10 protein-coding genes, 12 tRNA genes and 3 rRNA genes are annotated in these 15,805 nt (G+C 41.1%); 22 read left to right on the forward strand and 3 right to left on the reverse strand.

Translation table 11 applies throughout. From position 1 onward, the window contains the following. Nucleotides 1-246 precede the first annotated feature (246 nt). Nucleotides 247-1,455 carry an MFS transporter gene (locus NST63_RS07260; protein ID WP_071977801.1) on the forward strand — a complete coding sequence of 403 codons (1,209 nt, stop codon included), beginning with the start codon at nt 247-249 and terminating at the stop codon, nt 1,453-1,455. Nucleotides 1,456-1,562: 107 nt separating this feature from the next. Here the strand turns inward: NST63_RS07260 and NST63_RS07265 are convergent, their stop codons facing one another. Beyond that, nucleotides 1,563-1,748, reverse strand: coding sequence for a YjfB family protein (locus NST63_RS07265; protein WP_071977802.1), 186 nt, complete (start codon nt 1,746-1,748; stop codon nt 1,563-1,565). Nucleotides 1,749-2,196: 448 nt separating this feature from the next. Between NST63_RS07265 and NST63_RS07270 the strand changes: the two genes are divergently transcribed. The 5 genes from NST63_RS07270 (at nt 2,197) to NST63_RS07290 (ending at nt 6,848) form a co-directional block, all read left to right on the forward strand. After that, nucleotides 2,197-3,363 carry an ABC transporter substrate-binding protein gene (locus NST63_RS07270; protein ID WP_078111249.1) on the forward strand — a complete coding sequence of 389 codons (1,167 nt, stop codon included), beginning with the start codon at nt 2,197-2,199 and terminating at the stop codon, nt 3,361-3,363. 66 nt (nt 3,364-3,429) lie between these two features. Beyond that, nucleotides 3,430-4,311 carry a branched-chain amino acid ABC transporter permease gene (locus NST63_RS07275; RefSeq protein ID WP_078111248.1) on the forward strand — a complete coding sequence of 294 codons (882 nt, stop codon included), beginning with the start codon at nt 3,430-3,432 and terminating at the stop codon, nt 4,309-4,311. Nucleotides 4,312-4,325: 14 nt separating this feature from the next. Further along, nucleotides 4,326-5,339, forward strand: a complete 1,014-nt coding sequence (locus NST63_RS07280) for a branched-chain amino acid ABC transporter permease (protein ID WP_212946397.1) — start codon at nt 4,326-4,328, stop codon at nt 5,337-5,339. A 2-nt stretch (nt 5,340-5,341) separates the two neighbouring features. Continuing rightward, complete coding sequence (locus NST63_RS07285) at nt 5,342-6,118, forward strand: ABC transporter ATP-binding protein (RefSeq protein ID WP_341044158.1); 777 nt, start codon at nt 5,342-5,344, stop codon at nt 6,116-6,118. Nucleotides 6,119-6,122: 4 nt separating this feature from the next. Continuing rightward, nucleotides 6,123-6,848, forward strand: a complete 726-nt coding sequence (locus NST63_RS07290; protein WP_212946398.1) for an ABC transporter ATP-binding protein — start codon at nt 6,123-6,125, stop codon at nt 6,846-6,848. A gap of 186 nt (nt 6,849-7,034) precedes the next feature. On the opposite strand, the gene NST63_RS07295 is transcribed toward NST63_RS07290, so the two are convergent. Then, nucleotides 7,035-7,724: an MgtC/SapB family protein gene (locus NST63_RS07295; protein WP_212946399.1), complete on the reverse strand. Its 690-nt coding sequence runs from the start codon at nt 7,722-7,724 to the stop codon at nt 7,035-7,037. A gap of 99 nt (nt 7,725-7,823) precedes the next feature. Between NST63_RS07295 and NST63_RS07300 the strand changes: the two genes are divergently transcribed. Further along, entirely contained in the window at nt 7,824-8,738 is a 915-nt protein-coding gene (locus NST63_RS07300; protein WP_341041707.1) for a DMT family transporter, read from the forward strand. Nucleotides 8,739-8,804: 66 nt separating this feature from the next. Here NST63_RS07300 and NST63_RS07305 read toward each other — a convergent pair whose 3' ends face one another. Beyond that, nucleotides 8,805-8,978 (reverse strand): hypothetical protein, encoded by a 174-nt coding sequence (locus NST63_RS07305; RefSeq protein ID WP_341041709.1) that lies wholly within the window; start codon nt 8,976-8,978, stop codon nt 8,805-8,807. 322 nt (nt 8,979-9,300) lie between these two features. On the opposite strand from NST63_RS07305, the gene NST63_RS07310 reads away from it, so the two are divergent. The 15 genes from NST63_RS07310 to NST63_RS07380 all read left to right on the forward strand — a co-directional run bounded on the left by NST63_RS07310 (nt 9,301) and on the right by NST63_RS07380 (nt 15,665). Beyond that, nucleotides 9,301-10,853, forward strand: a 16S ribosomal RNA gene (locus NST63_RS07310). Between the two features lie 186 nt (nt 10,854-11,039). Further along, nucleotides 11,040-13,997: ribosomal RNA gene (locus NST63_RS07315) — 23S ribosomal RNA — on the forward strand. Between the two features lie 74 nt (nt 13,998-14,071). Next, nucleotides 14,072-14,188, forward strand: a 5S ribosomal RNA gene (gene rrf / locus NST63_RS07320). Together the 16S, 23S and 5S rRNA genes with 12 tRNA genes alongside form the textbook arrangement of a ribosomal RNA operon. A 6-nt stretch (nt 14,189-14,194) precedes the next feature. Next, nucleotides 14,195-14,270, forward strand: a tRNA-Val gene (locus tag NST63_RS07325). Nucleotides 14,271-14,425: 155 nt separating this feature from the next. Continuing rightward, nucleotides 14,426-14,501 (forward strand) — tRNA-Thr (locus NST63_RS07330). Nucleotides 14,502-14,674: 173 nt separating this feature from the next. After that, a tRNA-Lys gene (locus NST63_RS07335) sits at nt 14,675-14,750 on the forward strand. Between the two features lie 61 nt (nt 14,751-14,811). Continuing rightward, nucleotides 14,812-14,893 (forward strand) — tRNA-Leu (locus NST63_RS07340). A gap of 15 nt (nt 14,894-14,908) precedes the next feature. Continuing rightward, nucleotides 14,909-14,983 (forward strand) — tRNA-Gly (locus NST63_RS07345). 10 nt (nt 14,984-14,993) lie between these two features. Beyond that, nucleotides 14,994-15,079 (forward strand) — tRNA-Leu (locus NST63_RS07350). Between the two features lie 58 nt (nt 15,080-15,137). Next, nucleotides 15,138-15,214, forward strand: a tRNA-Arg gene (locus NST63_RS07355). 4 nt (nt 15,215-15,218) lie between these two features. Continuing rightward, nucleotides 15,219-15,295, forward strand: a tRNA-Pro gene (locus NST63_RS07360). 10 nt (nt 15,296-15,305) lie between these two features. Next, nucleotides 15,306-15,381 (forward strand) — tRNA-Ala (locus NST63_RS07365). 24 nt (nt 15,382-15,405) lie between these two features. After that, nucleotides 15,406-15,482, forward strand: a tRNA-Met gene (locus NST63_RS07370). Nucleotides 15,483-15,486: 4 nt separating this feature from the next. Further along, a tRNA-Ile gene (locus tag NST63_RS07375) sits at nt 15,487-15,563 on the forward strand. Between the two features lie 9 nt (nt 15,564-15,572). Beyond that, nucleotides 15,573-15,665, forward strand: a tRNA-Ser gene (locus NST63_RS07380). Nucleotides 15,666-15,805: the final 140 nt, after the last annotated feature.

A 15,805-nucleotide genomic window follows, 5' to 3' on the forward strand; every position in this document is an offset into this window, starting at 1 on the left:
ATGTCATTTGTAAATCAAACTGTGACCTGTCATCCTATGAATTTTAAGATAATATGTCTGATTTGTTTAATGGCTAGAAATAAATTACTCTACAACTAACTATTTTTGATAAGGAATGAAGTTGTTTTAATTAACCATATTGTTCTTTGTAATAAATCCGAAATAATAAAATAATCATTTAATTAGCCAATCGAAATAATTTTATGTAAAATGTAAAATGACAACTTAATAAGAAGGAGGACATCCATGAGTTTAAATAATGAAGACCTTCAGATGAAATCAGGAAAGGAAAAGATTTGGACGAAAGATTTTGTATTAATTTGTCTAGCTAACTTTTTTATTTTCCTTGGTTTTCAAATGACATTACCGACAATTCCTTTGTTTGTCGAACATTTAGGAGGTAATGATCAACTAATTGGATTTGTTGTTGGTATTTTTACATTCTCTGCATTACTTTTACGCCCTATAGCTGGTCATGCATTAGAATCAAAGGGGAGACGTTTTGTATATTTAATAGGTCTTGCCATTTTCGTACTATCGGTCGGTTCTTTTGGCTTTGCATTTAGCATTGCTTTTTTATTTGTATTACGAGTTATCCAAGGGGTAGGCTGGGGATTTTCTACAACTGCTTCGGGAACTATTGCCACTGATTTAATTCCTCCAAAAAGAAGAGGAGAAGGAATGGGCTACTATGGTCTTTCCGGGAATTTAGCCTTGGCATTTGGACCATCTCTCGGTTTAGCTTTGTCTGGGGTTTTATCCTTTCAACAGTTATTTTTTATTTGTGCTATTTTAGGATTAGCTGCTTTATTATTATCATCAAGAATTCGTTATAAAAAAGTGGAAAAACCTGTAGCTCAAACACAAACGGTTAAATGGGACTTTTATGAAAAATCTGCATTACCACCGTCTTTATTATTATTTTTTATTACCGTTACTTTTGGCGGAATAGCATCATTTCTTCCTTTATATACTGCTGAAAAAGGAATTTCTGGTATTCAATGGTACTTCCTTATTTACGCATTAGCATTAATGTTAACAAGAACATTTGCTGGAAGATTATATGATAAAAGAGGCCATCGTGCCATCTTTATTCCAGGAGCAATACTGATTGTATTTGCGATGATTCTATTAGCCTGGCTCCCAAACACGTATGTATTATTTATTGCTGCCTTTCTTTATGGTTTTGGATTCGGCTCTGTTCAACCAGCTTTACAAGCATGGTCGATCGATAAAGCGTCGAAGAATCGTAAGGGAATGGCGAATGCTACCTTCTTTTCATTTTTTGATTTAGGTGTCGGAATTGGTGCCATGGTTTTTGGACAAATTGGTCATATGTTTGGATATGGCAGTATATATAAAACAGCAGCAATCTCAGTAGTTATTTCAATTATTTTATATATGATTATGCTGAGAAGAGAAAGAGTACATGTGCAGGTCGGTTCGGTTAAATAAAAAGATAACAAAAAAATGCAAAGGGGATAATCATATGGTTATCCTCTTTGCTTTTTTTTTACTGATGAAAAAATTTAATTAGATCAATACTTTATACGAAAACAGCCTTAAATACTAATATCGATTGTATTACCAGTTGTCGGATGTGGAGCAGGTGCAGATGTTTGTAATAGTTGCACTAATCCCTCCATTTGCGTTTCCGATTGATCCATGACTTTCTTTGTTAACGCTAGGCTAATGTTTTGTTGTAATTGTGCTTGGTGCATCCCAATTGACATAGCTGCAATATCCATCGTTATTCCTCCTTAAATAGAAGTATAATTTAATTATATCATTAAAATCTATCTTAATTGGACTTTTTTCCTTTTACATCCAAATGATAAGCACGACTCTATGATAGAGTCGTTTTTTTTGGCTTTTTTTCTCAAACATTGTTGCTATTTAAGTTAAGTTATAACTATTAAATATCGACTGAGGATCGCTACACGTATCATTTTACTGAGAAAGAGCTGCAATCTTTATAAGAACAGCTAGAATCTTTCATTGGGAGTAAAAGTCGGCAGTTAGGCTTTTACAAAAGCAACAAACTATACGAAAACAGCCTTTATATATATATTGGGGTGAACATAATTTCTTATAACGATGAATAAATTTAGTTGTAGATTGGACAAATCATGCTATTAAACTTCATTACTTATAAAAGAAAACTTTAGACGATTATGGAAAAAGGAGGTCGAAAGTATGAAAAAGTGGTTGATGGGATTGATGGTTGTTTTAGTTGCTTTTGGGATGAGTGCATGTAGTGAAAAATCAGCAAGCAGTGAAGATACGATTAAGATTGGAGCGGTGATTGATTCTTCAGGTGGTTCGGCACCTTTAGGAAAAGGTGAAGAGGAAACATTAAAAATGCTTGTTGAACAAGTTAATGAGGAAGGAGGAATTGGAGGAAAGAAAATAAAATTAATCTCGATTGATTCCAAATCCGATCAAAATGAAGCTGTTTTAGCAACTAAAAAATTAATTGATCAGGAAAAAGTTCAGGCAATTATTGGGGGAACGATTAGTGGCAATAGTTTAGCAATGATTCCGCTAATTGAAAAAGCAGGAGTTCCATATATCTCTTTAGCTGCAAGTAAACAAGTCAATAACCCTGATGATGGTTCTTCAAGAAAGTGGACTTTTAAGACGGCCCAAGGGGACGATATTGTTATCCCTAAACTGCTGGAATATTTAAAATCCCAAGATTTAACGAATGTTGCATGGTTAGGTGTAGCCAATTCCTATGGTACTAGTGGACATGAGGAGTTTGAAAAATTGGCCCCTGAATACGGGATTCAAGCCATTGTAGAGGAAGAATTCGAAGCAACGGTCAATGATGCAAAAGCAATGTTAACCAAGGTTAAGAAGGAGAACCCTCAAGCAATAATTGTTTGGGGAACAGCAAAAGAATCAGCAGTTATTACGAAGAATATTCGAGAATTAGGTATGGAGATGCCGATTATTGAAAGTCATGGAATTGGTTCAAAAGATTTTATTGAATTAGCTGGTGATGCAGCAAATGGGGTCATTTTTCCTGCAGGAAAATTATTAGTAGTCGATGAACTTGCAGAGAGTGACAAACAAAAATCGACACTACTTAAATATAAAGCTGCGTTTGAAAAGACATATAATAAGGAACCAAGTACATTTGGCGGGCACACATGGGATGCCTTTCACATTTTAAAAATAGCTCTTGAAAAATCTAAAGGTGATAAAGCAAAAATTCGTGATGAATTAGAAAAAACACAGAGTTTTATTGGAATATCCGGCGAATTTAATATGACAAGTGATGATCATAATGGTTTAGGGCCAGATAGTTTAATAATGGTTAAAATTGATGATGACGGGAAATGGAGCATCGGTGAATAAGTACTAAGTCAGGACAGGCAAGGAGATAATTTATCCTTGTCTGTATTTCGAACGGGGGAATTGAGGATGGATGTCTCGAGCCAAATCATTCAACTAATCTTTTCTGGTTTAACTATAGGGAGTATCTATGCGTTAATTGCCATTGGATTTGTTTTAACGTACAACATGACCGGAGTTTTAAATTTTGCACAAGGTGAATTCGCGATGCTAGGTGCTATGATTGCCATTTCATTTTTTTTAATGAAGGTTCCAATGCTTTTAGCTATTATTTTAAGCATTTTGATCGTTGCGTGTATCGGTGGCATATTTGAGCGAGCTGCTATTTATCCAGCTAGAAACGCTTCCTTACCTACTCTTATTATTATTACCATTGGTGTAGCCATTGCATTTAGAGGTCTAGGGATCCTTATTTGGGGAACCCAATCAAGAGCGCTACCGGCTTTTTCAAAAAATGATCCGATTACTATGTTAAATGCAGTAATTTTACCACAAAGCTTATGGGCAATAGGAATTTCCTTAATAAGTTTCCTTGTAATGTTTTACTTTTTTAATTATACCCTTATTGGAAAAGCAGTAACAGCTTGCGTTGTCAATCGGTTTGCTGCGCGTTTAATGGGGATTAAACCGGAGTTTATGTCATTTATATCAATTATTATTAGTGCAGGACTAGGTGCCATTGCAGGAATTATTATTGCACCAATATCTGGTGCTTCGTATGATATGGGATTAACATTGGGGATGAAAGCTTTTGTTGCTGCAGTAATAGGCGGCTTAACTAATGCTCCAGCTGCAATCATTGGTGCCTTTTTAATCGGGTTATTAGAAGCATTTACAGAGGGTTTATGGTCAAGTGGATATAAGGATGCAATTAGTTTTGCTTTATTATTGCTTGTTTTATTTCTCATGCCTAATGGGCTATTTTCAAAAAGATCAGGAAAAAGAGTCTAGGGAGGGTGTTACGCATGGGCAATCTTTTACATTATATTAAATGGATTATTTTAGTTGCCGTCATTATTATTTTACCCTTCATCTCGAATTCATTTTTCCTAGGTATGATGATACTTATTGGCTTATATGCATTGGTAGGAACAGGATTGACAATGTTAATGGGATATGCAGGTCAAATCTCTTTGGGGCATGCTGCTTTTTATGGAATTGGTGCTTATTCAACCGCAATTATAACTGGAACATATGGCTTGCCAAGTGTAATTGGAATTATTGTTGGTTTGATCATTGCAGGGATTATTGCTTATATCATCGGTCACCCGACATTAAAATTGAAGGAAAATTATTTAGCCCTTGCTACATTAGGGTTTGGGATTATTATTTTCACTTTTTTTAAAGAGTTTAAAGGATTGACAGGGGGACTTAACGGTTTTTTTGGTATCCCCGTGTTCAACGTATTTGGATTTCTCTTTGATACGGACATAAAGTTTTACCTATTAACCTGGATTCTTGTACTGCTTGGAATTATATTTGCAAATAATATGATTCAATCAAGAGTTGGTAGAGCGCTACGTTCGATTCATGGAAGTGAAGTGGCAGCTAGTTCTATTGGGATAAATATACAAAAATATAAGCTTCAAGTATTTGTGTTAAGTGCAATCTATGCCTCGATTGCAGGTAGCTTATATGCACATTATATTACATTTATTAATCCAAATCTTTTTACAGCAATGGAATCAATCAATTTTTTAATTATTGTCGTTATAGGTGGATCTGCTAGTGTTTGGGGTGGTGTCATTGGTGCAGCATTATATGTATTTTTAAGTGAATGGTTAAAGGAAATTACCCCAACTATTTTTCCTAATGTGGGTGGGGAATTTCAAATCATTTTCTTTGGTTTATTAATTGTAGTGATGTTAATTTTTATGCCAAAAGGATTTATATCTCCATTAAAAAAGCTAGGGGATAAAATTAGCTTTTTATTTAAAGGTAGAAATAAAGCGATCGAGAATCAAACAGGAGGTGAATAATGATGATTTCTGATCCAATTTTGGAAATTAAGGGGCTGACCAAATCATTTGGGGGAGTATTGGCGATTAATAATGTAGATTTTCACGTTAGTGAAAAGGAAATTGTAGCGATTATCGGGCCAAATGGAGCGGGAAAAACTACTTTATTTAATATGATAACAGGTGTGATCCCCCCCAGTTCAGGTTATGTAACTTTTTATCGTAGAAACATTACACGTATGAAGCCATTTCTTATAGCTGCAGAAGGTATTACAAGGACCTTTCAAAATCTGCAAATTTTTGAAAACATGAATGTAGTTGAGAATGTAATGACGGGAACGCATATACGATTTAGAACAGGGATTTTACATGCTGGATTTAGGTTACCACATGTAAAAAAGGAAGAAAGTCAAGCAATCGAAATTGCAATGGAATGTTTAGATATGGTTGGTATTCGCCATTTAGCATACGAGGAGACGAAATCATTACCATATGGAAATCTTAGATTAGTTGAGATTGCTAGAGCTGCCGCAGCTAATCCTAAAATGATTTTATTAGATGAACCGATGGCTGGACTAAATCCGGAAGAATCACGCCAATTAGTAGAAGTTATTCGCCGAATGAGGTCTGATGGGATGACATTTTTATTTATTGAACATGATATGGAAACGGTCATGAATAATTCTGATCGAATCATTGTCTTGGATTATGGTGAGAAAATTGCTGAAGGAACACCTGAAGAAATCTATATGAATAAGAGGGTTATATCTGCGTATTTGGGTGAAGAGGTGGGGAGTTAACATTATGCTAAAAGTAAGGAATATTCATACGTATCACGGTTATTTACATGTGCTAAAGGGTGTTAGCTTCGAACTATCTAAAGGGGAAATCTTTGCGATTGTTGGTTCAAATGGCGCTGGAAAGAGTACATTATTAGGTACGATTTGTGGATTGTACCGTTCTAAAAAAGGAGAAATTCTTCTTGAAAATGAATCTGTAGAAGCACAAAAGGTTGAAAGCATGATTAAAAAGGGTGTCTGTCTTGTTCCTGAAAGAAGACAAATCTTTGATTCCTTAACAGTGAAGGAGAATATTCTATTAGGTGCTTATCATCGATATAAAAAAGAGAAAAAAGCTGTAATGAAGGAAATGGACCAGTGCTTTGAACTATTTCCCCCATTAAAGTCAATGGAGGAACGGCTTGGGGGATTATTAAGTGGTGGGGAACAACAAATGCTTGCCATCGCTAGAGGATTAATGGCAAATCCTAAATTAATGTTACTTGATGAACCCTCCCTTGGTCTAGCTCCATTAATTGTGAAAGATATTATGAATATATTAATACAATTAAGAGATAATTTCGGTACGACAATCATCCTAGTTGAGCAAAATGTTCAATCAGCGCTCAAACATTCAGATCGTGCCTGTGTAATGGAAAGGGGAGAGATAATAATTGAAGGTTTTTCAAAAGAATTACTAGAAGATGATCGGATAAAAGAAGCGTATTTAGGAAAAAGACATGTAGGTTAAATCATGTAAAAGGAAGACCAGTTTTCTTATGGAGAGTTTGGAGCACTTTTTTCAGAAGACACGAAGGTGTAGGTCTTTAGCCGATCGTTATTCATTAAAACTTTATTTAAATAACAGCAATGCTTGAGAAAAGAGCCAAAAGAAAAAAGCGGCTCATAATTTTGGAGAGCCGTTTCTTTCAATTTTTTAATATTCAATTTCTGTACTTTCAATCTCATTTAAACTAGAAATAATATGGTAGATTTCAGTAGTTGGCTTTCTGAAGCTTGCAACAGCCCTTAAAATGATAAGATGACCTTCATTTTGAAGATCTTTAATTCTTATACCTTCAATCGTTATCTTATTGGCTTCGAGTTTTTCTATTACTTTGTCAATATTCCTTTTATCCATAACAATCAGTCTAAGCTGCAGATCCTTTTTCCTTAATTGTTTTGGACCAAATTTTGTTAAAATAGATGGAATAATTTCTACACTGATCATTAGTAAAATAACTCCTGCAGCTGCTTCATAATAAAAGCCTGCTCCCACTGCAATACCAATCCCTCCAGCTCCCCAGATCATTGCCGCAGTAGTTAGGCCGGTGATATTGTCGTTTCCTTTTTTTAAGATTACTCCAGCACCTAGAAAACCGATTCCTGATACAATTTGTGCAGCAAGTCGTAATGGATCCATCTGGATAGGAACTCCATTTGAGTGAGGAAATTGATAAGCAGACTGAATCGAAACAATGGTCAAAAGGCAACTAATAATTGAGATTACAAGACTAGTTTTTAATCCTAACGGTTTCCTTTTTAATTCTCTCTCTAAACCAATTATTAATCCAAGTATTGCTGAGATACCTAGCTTAATGAATACATCTATATTTATAACTTCCATTAAATCCCCCTTTTCCCCTATAAAAAAATCAATGCTAGAAAATATTAATAAGACAATATAAAATAGTGAGTATATTTTATCATATTGAAGGAGAATTGTATGAACAGTCCAAAAATAAACCCTTATTTTATTTTAGTTGTAGGGGTGATCACCGTCTCCGCATCAGCTATACTAGTAAAACTATGTACTTCTGATTCAGGAGTAATAGCATTTTATCGTCTATTCTTTTCGGTTATCATCATGTTACCGATATTCCTAATGAAAAATATAAAGGAATTGAAAGGGATAACTAAGCGGGATTGGATCTTTTCAATAATTTCAGGAGTATGTTTAGCATTCCATTTTATTCTATGGTTTGAATCATTAAACTACACTTCAGTTGCTAGTTCGACTGTATTAGTTACATTACAGCCATTATTTGCATTTATAGGAACCTTCTTCTTCTTCAAAGAATCATTTTCTTTAAAAGCAATTTTGTGTGGTATTTGTGCTGTCGTAGGGAGCGTAATAATTAGCTGGGGAGATTTCACTGTTAGTGGAATGGCTTTGTTTGGTGACCTCTTGGCATTCTTGGCATGTATACTTGTAACAGCATATTTACTGTTTGGCCAAAATGTACGTCAGAGGCTGTCGCTAATGACCTATACATTTATTGTTTATGCAATCAGTTCAATCGTCCTAATTATTTATGTTTTGTTTGCAGGAGAATCATTACTACCTACTAAACAAACTGATTGGATTTATTTTATACTATTAGCGATTTTACCAACGCTATTAGGTCATAGTCTTTTTAATTGGGTTGTTAAATGGTTGAGTACATCTATTATTTCGATGGCTATTTTATTTGAACCTATCGGTGCTTCTATTCTAGCGTACTTTATTTTACAAGAGAAAATTTTGTGGACTCAGATAATGGGTGGTGCAGTCATTATAATAAGTATTTCTTTATTTATTATCGATGAGAAAAAAAGTAAAGCAAAAGCTTTAGATAAACATGCACTTCATGCACAATAGATTTGTTAAAAGGGATTATGAAATTACTATTATAATCCCTTTTTTTATAAAGCTTTGAAATAAATTTTATCGAATAAAAAGATAGGTTAAACCGGAAAAAATAAATGCCATGATCATTGAAAGTAGAAATGTAGTTCCTCGTGGAGCATGATGATTAGTTCGTTTTAATTCACTAATGAAAGAGTAAATGAATAAATAGATAGCCATTGAAAAAGAAAGCAATAATCCTAAAATATTCACACATTTACACCTTCCTTAATTTTTATGATTTTGATAAAATATATTTATTAATTGTACAAAGTATGTTTATGTTTTTATAAATTTAAATTTATAAAAATGTATTGCAATGATATTCTATCCATGTTATATTATTATTCGTCCGATACAGAAGAATAAAAAATCTCATTTAATACGTAAAAAAAGATGTTGACAGTGAATCGGATGGATGATAGAATATAAAAGTCGTCTTTTTGGAAAAAAGACTGATGATTGATCTTTGAAAACTGAACAAAACGAAACGTCAATGAATTACTTTTATTTATAAAGAGCTATATCAAACATCTTTTTGGAGAGTTTGATCCTGGCTCAGGACGAACGCTGGCGGCGTGCCTAATACATGCAAGTCGAGCGAATCTGATGGGAGCTTGCTCCCTGATGATTAGCGGCGGACGGGTGAGTAACACGTGGGTAACCTGCCTGTAAGACTGGGATAACTCCGGGAAACCGGGGCTAATACCGGATAACTTTTTCCTTCGCATGAAGGAGAATTGAAAGATGGCTCCGGCTATCACTTACAGATGGACCCGCGGCGCATTAGCTAGTTGGTGAGGTAACGGCTCACCAAGGCGACGATGCGTAGCCGACTTGAGAGGGTGATCGGCCACACTGGGACTGAGACACGGCCCAGACTCCTACGGGAGGCAGCAGTAGGGAATCTTCCGCAATGGACGAAAGTCTGACGGAGCAACGCCGCGTGAGTGATGAAGGTTTTCGGATCGTAAAACTCTGTTGTTAGGGAAGAACAAGTATCGTTCGAATAGGGCGGTACCTTGACGGTACCTAACCAGAAAGCCACGGCTAACTACGTGCCAGCAGCCGCGGTAATACGTAGGTGGCAAGCGTTGTCCGGAATTATTGGGCGTAAAGCGCGCGCAGGCGGTTTCTTAAGTCTGATGTGAAATCTTGCGGCTCAACCGCAAGCGGCCATTGGAAACTGGGAGACTTGAGTGCAGAAGAGGAGAGTGGAATTCCACGTGTAGCGGTGAAATGCGTAGAGATGTGGAGGAACACCAGTGGCGAAGGCGACTCTCTGGTCTGTAACTGACGCTGAGGCGCGAAAGCGTGGGGAGCGAACAGGATTAGATACCCTGGTAGTCCACGCCGTAAACGATGAGTGCTAAGTGTTAGAGGGTTTCCGCCCTTTAGTGCTGCAGCTAACGCATTAAGCACTCCGCCTGGGGAGTACGGCCGCAAGGCTGAAACTCAAAGGAATTGACGGGGGCCCGCACAAGCGGTGGAGCATGTGGTTTAATTCGAAGCAACGCGAAGAACCTTACCAGGTCTTGACATCCTCTTGACCTCCCTAGAGATAGGGATTTCCCTTCGGGGACAGGAGTGACAGGTGGTGCATGGTTGTCGTCAGCTCGTGTCGTGAGATGTTGGGTTAAGTCCCGCAACGAGCGCAACCCTTGACCTTAGTTGCCAGCATTTAGTTGGGCACTCTAAGGTGACTGCCGGTGACAAACCGGAGGAAGGTGGGGATGACGTCAAATCATCATGCCCCTTATGACCTGGGCTACACACGTGCTACAATGGATGGTACAAAGGGCTGCAAGACCGCGAGGTTTAGCCAATCCCATAAAACCATTCTCAGTTCGGATTGTAGGCTGCAACTCGCCTACATGAAGCCGGAATCGCTAGTAATCGCGGATCAGCATGCCGCGGTGAATACGTTCCCGGGCCTTGTACACACCGCCCGTCACACCACGAGAGTTTGTAACACCCGAAGTCGGTGAGGTAACCTTTTGGAGCCAGCCGCCGAAGGTGGGACAGATGATTGGGGTGAAGTCGTAACAAGGTAGCCGTATCGGAAGGTGCGGCTGGATCACCTCCTTTCTAAGGAATATGGAAAACCACTTACGTGGTTCAGACGTCTTCTGTTTTGTTCAGTTTTGAAAGGTTAATCCTTTCAATAGATATGTTTGTTCTTTGAAAACTAGATAATATAAGAAGTAACCAAGTAATAACCGAGAATCGCCACTTTATGGATGAATCCATTAAGTAGTTTTAAATAACCTTTTAGGTTAAGTTAGTAAGGGCGCACGGTGAATGCCTTGGCACTAGGAGCCGATGAAGGACGGGACTAACACCGATATGCTTCGGGGAGCTGTAAGCGAGCTTTGATCCGGAGATTTCCGAATGGGGGAACCCACTGCCCGTAATGGGGTAGTATCCTTACTTGAATACATAGAGTAAGGAAGGCAGACCCGGGGAACTGAAACATCTAAGTACCCGGAGGAAGAGAAAGCAATTGCGATTTCCTGAGTAGCGGCGAGCGAAACGGAAGAAGCCCAAACCAAGAGGCTTGCCTCTTGGGGTTGTAGGACACTCTATACGGAGTTACAAAGGAACGGAGTAGATGAAGAGGTCTGGAAAGGCCCGTCAAAGAAGGTAACAACCCTGTAGTTGAAACTTCGTTCCCTCCAGAGTGGATCCTGAGTACGGCGGGACACGTGAAATCCCGTCGGAAGCAGGGAGGACCATCTCCCAAGGCTAAATACTCCCTAGTGACCGATAGTGAACCAGTACCGTGAGGGAAAGGTGAAAAGCACCCCGGAAGGGGAGTGAAAGAGAACCTGAAACCGTGTGCCTACAAGTAGTTAGAGCCCTGTGCGTATTTTCCTTTGGAAAAACGCCGGGTGATAGCGTGCCTTTTGTAGAATGAACCGGCGAGTTACGATTTCATGCAAGGTTAAGCTGAAGAGGCGGAGCCGCAGCGAAAGCGAGTCTGAATAGGGCGATTAAGTATGAGGTCGTAGACCCGAAACCAGGTGATCTACCCATGTCCAGGGTGAAGGTAAGGTAACACTTACTGGAGGCCCGAACCCACGCACGTTGAAAAGTGCGGGGATGAGGTGTGGGTAGCGGAGAAATTCCAATCGAACTTGGAGATAGCTGGTTCTCTCCGAAATAGCTTTAGGGCTAGCCTTAAGGTAAGAGTCTTGGAGGTAGAGCACTGTTTGGACTAGGGGCCCTCATCGGGTTACCGAATTCAGACAAACTCCGAATGCCAATGACTTATCCTTAGGAGTCAGACTGCGAGTGATAAGATCCGTAGTCAAGAGGGAAACAGCCCAGACCACCAGCTAAGGTCCCAAAGTATACGTTAAGTGGAAAAGGATGTGGAGTTGCTTAGACAACCAGGATGTTGGCTTAGAAGCAGCCACCATTTAAAGAGTGCGTAATAGCTCACTGGTCGAGTGACTCTGCGCCGAAAATGTACCGGGGCTAAACGTATCACCGAAGCTGTGGATGGACACCGTCAGGTGTCCGTGGTAGGAGAGCGTTCTAAGGGCTGCGAAGCTAGACCGTAAGGACTGGTGGAGCGCTTAGAAGTGAGAATGCCGGTATGAGTAGCGAAAGAAGGGTGAGAATCCCTTCCACCGAATGCCTAAGGTTTCCTGAGGAAGGCTCGTCCGCTCAGGGTTAGTCGGGACCTAAGCCGAGGCCGAAAGGCGTAGGCGATGGACAACAGGTTGATATTCCTGTACCACCTCTTCACCGTTTGAACGATGGGGGGACGCAGGAGGATAGGGTAAGCGCACTGCTGGAATAGTGCGTCCAAGCAGTTAGAGGGGTGACGAGGCAAATCCCGTCACCAGATACCTTGAGCTGTGATGGCGAGGGAAATTTAGTACCGAAGTTCCTGATTCCACACTGCCTAGAAAATCCTCTAGTGAGGTGAAAGGTGCCCGTACCGCAAACCGACACAGGTAGGCGAGGAGAGAATCCTAAGGTGAGCGAGAGAACTCTCGTTAAGGAACTCGGCAAAATGACCCCGTAACTTCGGGAGAAGGGGTGCTCTGTTAGGGTGCAAGCCCGAGAGAGCCGCAGTGAATAGGCCCAGGCGACTGTTTAGCAAAAACACAGGTCTCTGCGAAGCCGTAAGGCGAAGTATAGGGGCTGACGCCTGCCCGGTGCTGGAAGGTTAAGAGGAGAGGTTAGTCGCAAGACGAAGCTTTGAATTGAAGCCCCAGTAAACGGCGGCCGTAACTATAACGGTCCTAAGGTAGCGAAATTCCTTGTCAGGTAAGTTCTGACCCGCACGAAAGGCGCAACGATCTGGGCACTGTCTCAACGAGAGACTCGGTGAAATTATAGTACCTGTGAAGATGCAGGTTACCCGCGACAGGACGGAAAGACCCCGTGGAGCTTTACTGCAGCTTGATATTGAATTTTGGTACAGCTTGTACAGGATAGGTAGGAGCCTTTGAAGCCGGAGCGCCAGCTTCGGTGGAGGCATCGGTGGGATACTACCCTGGCTGTATTGAAATTCTAACCCGCACCCCTGAATCGGGGTGGGAGACAGTGTCAGGCAGGCAGTTTGACTGGGGCGGTCGCCTCCTAAAAGGTAACGGAGGCGCCCAAAGGTTCCCTCAGAATGGTTGGAAATCATTCGCAGAGTGTAAAGGCACAAGGGAGCTTGACTGCGAGACCTACAAGTCGAGCAGGGACGAAAGTCGGGCTTAGTGATCCGGTGGTTCCGCATGGAAGGGCCATCGCTCAACGGATAAAAGCTACCCCGGGGATAACAGGCTTATCTCCCCCAAGAGTCCACATCGACGGGGAGGTTTGGCACCTCGATGTCGGCTCATCGCATCCTGGGGCTGTAGTCGGTCCCAAGGGTTGGGCTGTTCGCCCATTAAAGCGGTACGCGAGCTGGGTTCAGAACGTCGTGAGACAGTTCGGTCCCTATCCGTCGTGGGCGTAGGAAATTTGAGAGGAGCTGTCCTTAGTACGAGAGGACCGGGATGGACGCACCGCTGGTGTACCAGTTGTCTTGCCAAAGGCATCGCTGGGTAGCTATGTGCGGAAGGGATAAGTGCTGAAAGCATCTAAGCATGAAGCCCCCCTCAAGATGAGATTTCCCTTAGTTTATCTAAATAAGATCCCTGAAAGATGATCAGGTTGATAGGTTCGAGGTGGAAGTGTGGCGACACATGGAGCTGACGAATACTAATAGATCGAAGACTTAACCAAATAGATTTGAGGTTATGAACCGTTACTTCTTTATATATCTAGTTTTGAGGGAATAAACCCTTAACAAAATATAGTCTGGTAACTATGGCAAGAAGGTCACACCCGTTCGCATCCCGAACACGGAAGTTAAGCTTCTTAGCGCCGATGGTAGTTGGGGGCTCTCCCCCTGCAAGAGTAGGACGTTGCCAGGCATTTACGGAGGATTAGCTCAGCTGGGAGAGCACCTGCCTTACAAGCAGGGGGTCGGCGGTTCGATCCCGTCATCCTCCACCATATATAATGCCGGCCTAGCTCAATTGGTAGAGCACGACCGAATAAACTACTTTGAAATACATCAGCGTACAGCTTGAGCTGCTGCTTGAATAAGCAAACTGAAAGCTGGACGACTATTATAACTAATCTCTGTTTGGGGATTATAATATACTAATGCCGGCCTAGCTCAATTGGTAGAGCAACTGACTTGTAATCAGTAGGTTGGGGGTTCAAGTCCTCTGGCCGGCACCACTCAGGTCATTACGAGCCATTAGCTCAGTTGGTAGAGCACGATCGAGTACGCTACGAAGAGTAACATCAGCGTACCAATCGAGATACAGCTTGAATAATCTTGCTGAGATTGGGACGTCGTAGATGCATTTATATTCGAAGTACATGCTTATACTATTAATTATATTCATAAAGAGCCATTAGCTCAGTTGGTAGAGCATCTGACTTTTAATCAGAGGGTCGAAGGTTCGAGTCCTTCATGGCTCACCATTGTTTTTTGTAAGGAAACATAACTTACCTTTTTGTTAAACGAAAAACATTTTTTCATAACGCGGGTGTGGCGGAATTGGCAGACGCACCAGACTTAGGATCTGGCGCCGCAAGGCGTGGGGGTTCGACTCCCTTCACCCGCATTATAAAATAAAGTCGCGGAAGTAGTTCAGTGGTAGAACACCACCTTGCCAAGGTGGGGGTCGCGGGTTCGAATCCCGTCTTCCGCTCCAAACAACCCTTGCCGGGGTGGCGGAACTGGCAGACGCACAGGACTTAAAATCCTGCGGTAGGTGACTACCGTACCGGTTCGATTCCGGTCCTCGGCATTTAGAATTTTTGCGCAGCAAAAGATTCTTCCATAAAATATCTTACGATATAAATCATGCGCCCGTAGCTCAATTGGATAGAGCGTTTGACTACGGATCAAAAGGTTAGGGGTTCGACTCCTCTCGGGCGCGCCATGAACGGGAAGTAGCTCAGCTTGGTAGAGCACATGGTTTGGGACCATGGGGTCGCAGGTTCGAATCCTGTCTTCCCGACCATTATATAATTGGGGCCTTAGCTCAGCTGGGAGAGCGCCTGCTTTGCACGCAGGAGGTCAGCGGTTCGATCCCGCTAGGCTCCACCAATATTTAAAATTAAAATATACTATGGCGGCGTAGCTCAGCTGGCTAGAGCGTACGGTTCATACCCGTGAGGTCGTGGGTTCGATCCCCTCCGCCGCTACCATAGAGGACCTTTAGCTCAGCTGGTTAGAGCAGACGGCTCATAACCGTCCGGTCGTAGGTTCGAGTCCTACAAGGTCCACCATATATAATTGGAGGAATACCCAAGTCTGGCTGAAGGGATCGGTCTTGAAAACCGACAGGCGGGTTACACCGCGCGGGGGTTCGAATCCCTCTTCCTCCGCCATAACTATTTCTTTAAAAGATTTTTTATACTATCGTCGCGGGGTGGAGCAACGAGCGTTACTTCATCGAACAACTACGAGTTGTACCGATTGAGCTGCTACTAGAGTAAGCATATTGAAATCGGGACAGTTGATGATAAGA

This window comes from Heyndrickxia sp. FSL W8-0496 (genome assembly GCF_038007825.1).
GTDB classification, from domain to species: domain Bacteria; phylum Bacillota; class Bacilli; order Bacillales; family Bacillaceae_C; genus Heyndrickxia; species Heyndrickxia oleronia.